The sequence below is a fragment of the Pusillimonas sp. genome (assembly GCF_044464525.1).
Lineage (GTDB): Bacteria > Pseudomonadota > Gammaproteobacteria > Burkholderiales > Burkholderiaceae_B > Pusillimonas.
The window spans coordinates 45,351-52,339 of the sequence record NZ_JBIQLE010000023.1 but is presented as its reverse complement, the minus strand read 5'-3'; the positions used below and the strand labels follow the sequence as shown (position 1 = coordinate 52,339).

General features: G+C 58.7%; 6 protein-coding genes. 3 read left to right on the top strand and 3 right to left on the bottom strand.

Annotated features, from left to right (window positions below):
• Positions 1–178 precede the first annotated feature (178 nt).
• A complete protein-coding gene (locus ACIY1O_RS12920) occupies positions 179–682 on the top strand; it encodes a peroxiredoxin (RefSeq protein ID WP_397475504.1) in 504 nt (167 codons plus the stop codon).
• A gap of 176 nt (positions 683–858) precedes the next feature.
• Complete coding sequence (locus tag ACIY1O_RS12915) at positions 859–2,262, top strand: MFS transporter (protein ID WP_397475503.1); 1,404 nt, start codon at positions 859–861, stop codon at positions 2,260–2,262.
• A 94-nt stretch (positions 2,263–2,356) separates the two neighbouring features.
• On the opposite strand, the gene ACIY1O_RS12910 is transcribed toward ACIY1O_RS12915, so the two are convergent.
• The 3 genes from ACIY1O_RS12910 to ACIY1O_RS12900 all read right to left on the bottom strand — a co-directional run bounded on the left by ACIY1O_RS12910 (position 2,357) and on the right by ACIY1O_RS12900 (position 5,549).
• Complete coding sequence (locus ACIY1O_RS12910; RefSeq protein WP_397475502.1) at positions 2,357–3,232, bottom strand: EamA/RhaT family transporter; 876 nt, start codon at positions 3,230–3,232, stop codon at positions 2,357–2,359.
• Positions 3,233–3,266: 34 nt separating this feature from the next.
• On the bottom strand, positions 3,267–4,343 hold the full coding sequence (gene bioB, locus ACIY1O_RS12905; RefSeq protein ID WP_397475501.1) for a biotin synthase BioB: 1,077 nt from the start codon (positions 4,341–4,343) through the stop codon (positions 3,267–3,269).
• A gap of 264 nt (positions 4,344–4,607) precedes the next feature.
• Entirely contained in the window at positions 4,608–5,549 is a 942-nt protein-coding gene (locus tag ACIY1O_RS12900) for a LysR family transcriptional regulator (protein ID WP_397475500.1), read from the bottom strand.
• Between the two features lie 207 nt (positions 5,550–5,756).
• Between ACIY1O_RS12900 and ACIY1O_RS12895 the strand changes: the two genes are divergently transcribed.
• A complete protein-coding gene (locus ACIY1O_RS12895; RefSeq protein WP_397475499.1) occupies positions 5,757–6,893 on the top strand; it encodes an FAD-dependent monooxygenase in 1,137 nt (378 codons plus the stop codon).
• Positions 6,894–6,989 lie beyond the last annotated feature (96 nt).

The following is a 6,989-nucleotide window of genomic DNA, read 5'->3' as shown; positions in this document are numbered from 1 at the left end:
GTGGGCCAGCGGTCTTAGGAAGACAATAGGTCCGATCAATTCCTTGGGCTTTCCAACTTCCATGCAAGGGTTTTCCCGCGCAGCTTCTTCGGAACGTGCTACAACAAACATTGCATGCGCAGTCAATATTGATCTGGGCCGCAAGCCCGGATCAATCCACCCAATTGGAGAAAGCAATATGACGATCAAAGAAGGCGACCGCATTCCGAACGGCACGCTGGCCGAGTACGTGCAGGTCGAGACCGAGGCCTGCGGCCTGGGACCGAACCCATTCAATGTGGCCGAGCAAGCCAAGGGCAAGACCGTGGCGCTGTTCGCAGTGCCGGGTGCGTTTACGCCCACGTGCTCCGAGCAGCATTTACCCGGCTATCTCGAGGCGGCCGAACAACTCAAGTCCAAAGGCGTGGACGAGATCTGGTGCGTGGCGGTCAACGACCCTTTCGTGATGGGGGCCTGGGGCAAGAGCCTTAACGTAGACGGCCGTGTCCGCATGCTGGGCGATGGCAGCGGAACCTGGACCAAGGCGCTGGGTCTCGAGCTCGACCTTACCGACAAAGGTCTGGGCGTGCGCTCGCAGCGTTATTCTGCATTGTTGCGCGATGGCGTGGTCGAGAAACTTAATCTTGAGAACGGACCGGGTCTTGGCGTCAGCGATGCCCAGACACTGCTTAAGCAGCTCTGATCAGGTCGTTTCATAGCCTGCGTCCCGCTGGATGCATGCCTTCGGGAACGGCGGTTGCCGATGCCGAGAATGCAATGCCTTGCGCCGCCGCCTAACTGCGGCCGGCGTGGCCATGCGGGGCGGAACACTTTTACTTTGATCTGCCGTCCGGTGCACACCGGACGGCAGTGCTATTTATGCTGACGAACGTTGCATCTTTTTTTTCGTTGTACCTGGCAACCCTGGTCATGTTGCTGGGTGTCGGCCTGTTCAACACTTTCTTGAGCCTTTGGCTTACCGCCGCCTCGGTTTCCGAGTTCTGGGTGGGCGCGCAGATTGCCGCCTATTACTTTGGCTTGGTGGCAGGCGCCCGGGTGGGCCATAAACTCATCATCCACTTCGGCCACATACGCGCCTATTCGGTTGGCGCTGCAGTTGTGACTGTGGCGCTGCTTACCATGGCCCTGATCGACAACTTGTGGGTCTGGCTGGCATTGCGGTTTCTGGTGGGGCTGGCCATGGTTGCCCAGCTTATGGTGGTGGAAAGCTGGCTCAACGAACAAGCCGAGAACGAGATGCGGGGCAGCATCTTTGCGTTGTACATGGTTTTTTCGGGGCTTGGCACCGTGCTGGGGCAGCTGGCTCTGGCCATGTTTCCGGAACTGGATTACAAGCCCATTGTTTTTGCGGCTATCTGTTCCGTGCTGTGCTTGTTACCGGTAGCCCTCACACGACGTCTGCACCCGGCCATGCAAGTGCCGGTACCCATCAAGCCCCGCTATTATCTTTCTCTGGTTCCCATGTCGCTGGCCACGGTCTTCATCAGCGGCCTGCTTACCGGCGCCTTCTATGGCCTGGGGCCCGTCTTTGCGGTAAAGCAGGGGCTGGATAACAACCAGGCTGCCCTTTTCGTGGCGGCCGCCGTCGCCGCCGGCCTGTTGGCGCAAGGCCCGCTGGGCTGGCTTGCCGACCGAGTGAACCGGGCCGGGCTCATACGCATCAACGCATTCCTGCTGCTGCTGGTGGGCATCCCCTTGTGGGGCTGGGGGCAACTGCCTTATTGGGCTTTGTTGCTGGTATCCGCTGCATTCGGAATCTTGCAATTCACACTTTATCCAATAGGCGTGGCCTTCGCCAATGACCATATTGAGCCCGAGCGTCGCGTTGGTCTTAGCGCCATCGTACTCATGGCTTATGGATTGGGCGCCTGCCTGGGCCCCTTGGCCGCGGGGGTGCTGATGCGCGACATCGGCACCGATACTTTTTTCATGTTCGTGTCGGCCTGTGCAGCCGTGCTGGTGCTATACGTGAGGCCGCAGCAGGTTAAGGGCGATCACCTTAGTGCCGACGCACCGACCCAGTTCGTGCCCATGTCCGAAGTGCAAGCCACCCCGGTGGTGGCCGCGCTTGATCCGCGCGTCGACGTCGAAAGCGATATCTCGGGCGAGCCATTGCCCGAAGAGATGCCGGAGGAAGCACCTGGCGAGGTGCGGGATGAAATGCTCGATGAGATATCTGCCGAGGTGTCTGCGGAGGACTCTTCCGAGGTATCTGTAGAGTCGCAGACCGGGTGGCAGCCCGATCCCCCGGCAGAACGCTGAGGCGTTTTTTGCCTGAGTTTGGGTTGCGCGCCCCCAAGTAGTGTTGCGGTCTCACCATCGTTTTTGGCTCTTTGCGGGCTCGGCCGGGCTTGGCTTAACGAGGAAGCAGCAAGCCGATCGCGATGACGGCCAGAACCAGGCCCATCACCTTGGTTCTAGGCAGGCTTTCCTTGAACATCCACGCGCCGACCAGGGTGCCCAGGCCGATCACGCCGATGTTCATCGCGGCGAAGACCAATGTGGGGTTGTCGGGATATTGCTGATGGGCGCGCAGGTAGAAATAGATGTTGCTGAAGTTCAAGGCGCCTAATAGAACGCCCGCCGCCATGCTGCGCGCATGCCACCGCGTGCGGCGGGCGAGCAGCCACAACCCCATGATCAACCCGGCCAACACAAAAGACACGAACAGGCTGCTCGAAAAGTTCATGGCGCTGCGCGCCATTTGCTTGAACAGGACGTCTATGGTGCCGTATCCCGCCCATACACACAGAAGAAGGGCCAGGGTGGCGGCTGCAGTAGAAGTGAATGAGCCGGCGGCTGGCGCATTCGTTGTTGGCCTGTCGCGGGGCTGCCATAGCAGGCAGGCAAGAGCTGCCAAGGCGACAGCCATGCCGGCCAGCTTGGCTGCGCCGGCCGACTCGCCAAAAAGCAAGAAGGCGGCGGCCAATGGAATAAGCAAGGACAAGCGTTGTGCGGCGTCGCTAACCACGATGCCCGCATGGCGCACTGCGCCGGCCATGGCCACGAAGATGCTTGGCAGCAGCACGCCCAAGGCAAGCAGCACCCACCACGGGGTGTCCGGCGCCAGCACCTGAGCCGGCACAGGACGCAATAGAACCAGGCACAGCAAGGCCGCTACAGGATAGTTGACAGCGATCGCCTGGTCGACCTCGACGGCGTGCCGCCGGGCGATCTTGAGCAGCACGGAAACAGCGACGCTGGCGGCGACGCTCGCCGCTAGGTTGAGCATGGAAAACGCTTCCGGCGCATGGGAAGCTTTAAGCTCAGGCTCGGCTTGCCGCTACGTGCTCGGGTTCGGTTGAGTTGTGTGCGCCGTGGTCTGCCGCTTGGTGCATTTCATCTGATCCATGCGCAGAGTGGCCGGCCTCGCGCAGGCCCAGCCTGTCGAACAGGGCCAGATCTTGCATGTATTGCGGGTTGCCGGTGGTAAGCAGTTTTTCGCCGTAGAAGATAGAGTTGGCCCCGGCGGCAAAACAGAGGGCCTGCATGGTCTCACTCATGGCTTCGCGCCCGGCCGAAAGACGAACCACCGCCTTGGGCATGGTGATGCGGGCCACGGCGACGGTGCGGATGAACTCGAACGGGTCCAGGTCGGGCGTATCGTACAGTGGCGTGCCTTCAACCTTGACAAGGTTGTTGACCGGCACCGAGTCGGGATAGGGGTTCATGTTGGCAAGCTGCGATACAAGCCCCGCGCGCTCGCGGCGCGATTCGCCAAGCCCGACGATGCCGCCGCAGCAAACATTGATACCGGCTTCGCGCACGCGCTCGAGTGTGTCGAGTCGATCTTGATAGGTGCGTGTGGAAATGATCTGGCCGTAGAACTCGGGCGAGGTGTCGAGGTTGTGGTTGTAGTAATCGAGCCCCGCATCGCGAAGCTGTTCGGCCTGCCCCTCTTTGAGCATGCCAAGCGTCACGCAGGTTTCAAGGCCCATCGCCTTTACCGCGCTGACCATCTGGGCCACATCGTCGATCTGGCGCGCTGTGGGGGAACGCCAGGCGGCGCCCATGCAGAAGCGTTGTGCGCCGCCCGCTTTGGCTTGCCTGGCGGCCTCCAGTACTTCAGCCAGCGGCATCAGCTTTTCTTGTTCGACCTCGGTTTCGTAACGGGACGATTGAGGGCAGTAGGAGCAGTCTTCCGGGCATCCGCCCGTTTTGATCGACAGGAGGCTGGAAAGCTGCACCGCGTTGGGCTCGTGATGTTCGCGATGGACCGTTTGCGCCTGAAACAACAGATCGAGAAAGGGCAGTTCGTAAAGTGCGACGATCTGGTCGATTGTCCAACGCGCGGGCGCGTTGTCTTTATTGCGACGGACTTCTAGCGTTGTAATGGCGGACATGGAACCTGACGTTGAAAAAGAGGGTGCTTGCGAATATGCCGGCATGGCCTGAACCTTTGGAGTCAAGCCATTTGCAGTGCCGGCAATGGTTCTGTCAATAGTATGATTCGCGTGGGAATTCAGCAAATGGGAAGGCGTATGCAATATCGCATAAGAAGACGCTAAATGCTTTCAAAACACATCAATTACATGCAATTGTTCAATAAACAGGGTGTCGACGTTGAGCGAGGCTGCTTGCTGGAATTTTGTTTCTAAAGGTAATTTCTATAGGCCGGCAGTTGAGGGAATTGCGCCGCCAGGCACTTCGACGCCATACCATTTTCCTAGGGCAACGGCTTGAGAAACGGTGCCATGGACCAGTTTTCGTCCTTCGTGCACGGCTTGCGAATGCGAGCGCGACAGGCTTTCGAACAGGGACCATGTCAGATATAGCCCGCGTAGCGGGCTCCAGCTTATATCGGCCATGTCGTGTTCGTACAAGGCGCTGGCCGGCACGATTGTCAGGCCCAGGCCTTCGCGCGCCAGATCAAGGCACAAGGCCAAAGTATCGGTTTCGATTGCGATATTGAAATGCATGCCCTTACGCTTGAGCATATGTTCGATCTGCGAAGTGATGGCATTGGGTCGGCCCGGAAGGATAAGCTTGGCTCCGTTAATTCGCGATATGGGTGTGGATTCACTGGGGTCGAGATTTTCAGGGGTGCCGCCCAGCACGATTAACGGTTCGCGCACCAGTGGCGTTTGTGCGTATCCGGTTGGCGGAGCAGGGTCGAAAGGAATAATGCATAGATCGAGCACGCCGGCCAGCAGGTAGTCTCGAAGTATGTTGCTGACGCCCTCATGGACGCGCAGCTTGATTTCGGGGTGCTGACTCAAAAGCGTGCCGACGAAGGGTGACGTAAACGCTTTTTGCCAGGAAGTGGGCGCACCAATGGATAGCTGGCCGGTGGCCATTTCGCCGACCTGGTCCTTTAGCATGGCGAATTGCCTTAGCAGCGGCCGGCTACGGTCGGCCAGCAGCTTGCCCGCCTCGGTTAGGCTGACTCCGCCCTGGCTGCGTACGAACAAGGCTGCGCCCATTATTTTTTCGAGCGCCGCGATATGGCGCGACAACGTGGGCTGTGACAGGTTGAGATCGAGGGCTGCTTTGTTGATGCTGCCCAGTTCGGCGACCCGCAACATGTATTCGAGCAGGCGTGTATGCATAGTTCGAGGGTGGCTGGCGGACGATCAGAAAACGGTCGGTATCCGCCCGGCATGCAGTGGGTTAACCGGAATTCGAATAACGACTATATCACCCAAGCATTATTTTGATAACTGCGGCTTGCACTACTATTGCAGGTAAGGCGCAGCTAGCGGTGGAAGACCGTGTTTCTACACCTCTGCGCGGGCGATCGCAGTCAAGGAGAGTTTATGAAGATCAGAATCGTAGGGGCCGGCCCAGCCGGACTCTATTTTGCCGCTTTGATGAAACAGCATGATCCCTCGCATGACATCGTTGTTTACGAGCGCAATCCGCGCGATGCCACCTGGGGCTTCGGTGTGGTGTTTTCCGACCGCGCGCTGGAGTTTCTCAAGGGCGACGACGAGCAGCTTTACCATTACCTCACGCCGCACCTCGAAAACTGGCCCGAGATCACCATTGTTCACAACGACACGCGCATTCCAATCGCGGGCAACGGCTTTGCATCCATTGGCCGGCTCGAGCTGCTGACACTGTTGTACGAATATGTCGAGAAACTGGGCGTCGAGATTCGGTTCGAAACCGAGGTTGCCGGCTTCGATGACCTTGGCCAAGCCGACTTGGTGGTGGGAGCCAATGGGGTGTCGTCGTGGCTACGAGCCCAGAACGAAGACAAACTGGGCGCCACCACTGATTGGCGTCCCAACAAGTTCATCTGGTACGGTACCAGCAAGGCTTTCAACAGCCTGACTCTTACCTTTCGAGAGACCGGCAAGGGCGTGTTTTGCGCCCACCATTACCGTTATCGGCCCGACATGAGTACTTTTCTTGTAGAGGTCGAGGAAGACACCTGGCGGCGGGCGGGTTTCGAGTCCATGAGCCCCGAAGACACCATCGCCTATTGCGAGCGTGTTTTCGCCAAAGATCTTGACGGCCATCCCATCGTCAGCAACTTTTCGCACTGGCGCAATTTCCCGGTTATCTGGACCGAGAACTGGGGCTTCGACAACGTCGTGCTATTGGGCGATGCATTGCGCACAGCGCATTTTTCCATCGGCTCGGGTACCCGCCTGGCCATGGAAGACGCGGTGGCCCTGTTCAAGGCGTTCAAAGAAAAGGGCGATGACGTGGCGGCGGCCCGCGAGCGCTTTCGCCAGATGCGCCTGCCCCCCATGCGAAAAATCTGGGAAGCCGCCAACGCCAGCATAGAATGGTACGAAAAAATGGATGAGCTGGTTCCGTCTTTGAGTCCGGTAGAATTTGCCTACAGCTACATGACTCGTACAGGCCGTGTTTCCCACGAGGACATGCGCCGCATCGATCCCGAACTGGCGTCCGCCTACGAGCGGTTGAAGTCGGGTACCTGAAATCTGAATAGCACGTATAGCATTTGCGCAGTATTCAATTAACCGAACAGCCGATACGATGCTGAAAATATCGGCCCGGAGCATCAGGAGACAATT

Coding starts and splice junctions, on each gene's coding strand:
- ACIY1O_RS12920 (WP_397475504.1), top strand. CDS start 179: ATGACGATCAAAGAAGGCGACCGCATTCCGAACGGCACGCTGGCCGAG.
- ACIY1O_RS12900 (WP_397475500.1), bottom strand. CDS start 5,549: ATGCATACACGCCTGCTCGAATACATGTTGCGGGTCGCCGAACTGGGC.
- bioB (WP_397475501.1), bottom strand. CDS start 4,343: ATGTCCGCCATTACAACGCTAGAAGTCCGTCGCAATAAAGACAACGCG.
- ACIY1O_RS12915 (WP_397475503.1), top strand. CDS start 859: ATGCTGACGAACGTTGCATCTTTTTTTTCGTTGTACCTGGCAACCCTG.
- ACIY1O_RS12910 (WP_397475502.1), bottom strand. CDS start 3,232: ATGCTCAACCTAGCGGCGAGCGTCGCCGCCAGCGTCGCTGTTTCCGTG.
- ACIY1O_RS12895 (WP_397475499.1), top strand. CDS start 5,757: ATGAAGATCAGAATCGTAGGGGCCGGCCCAGCCGGACTCTATTTTGCC.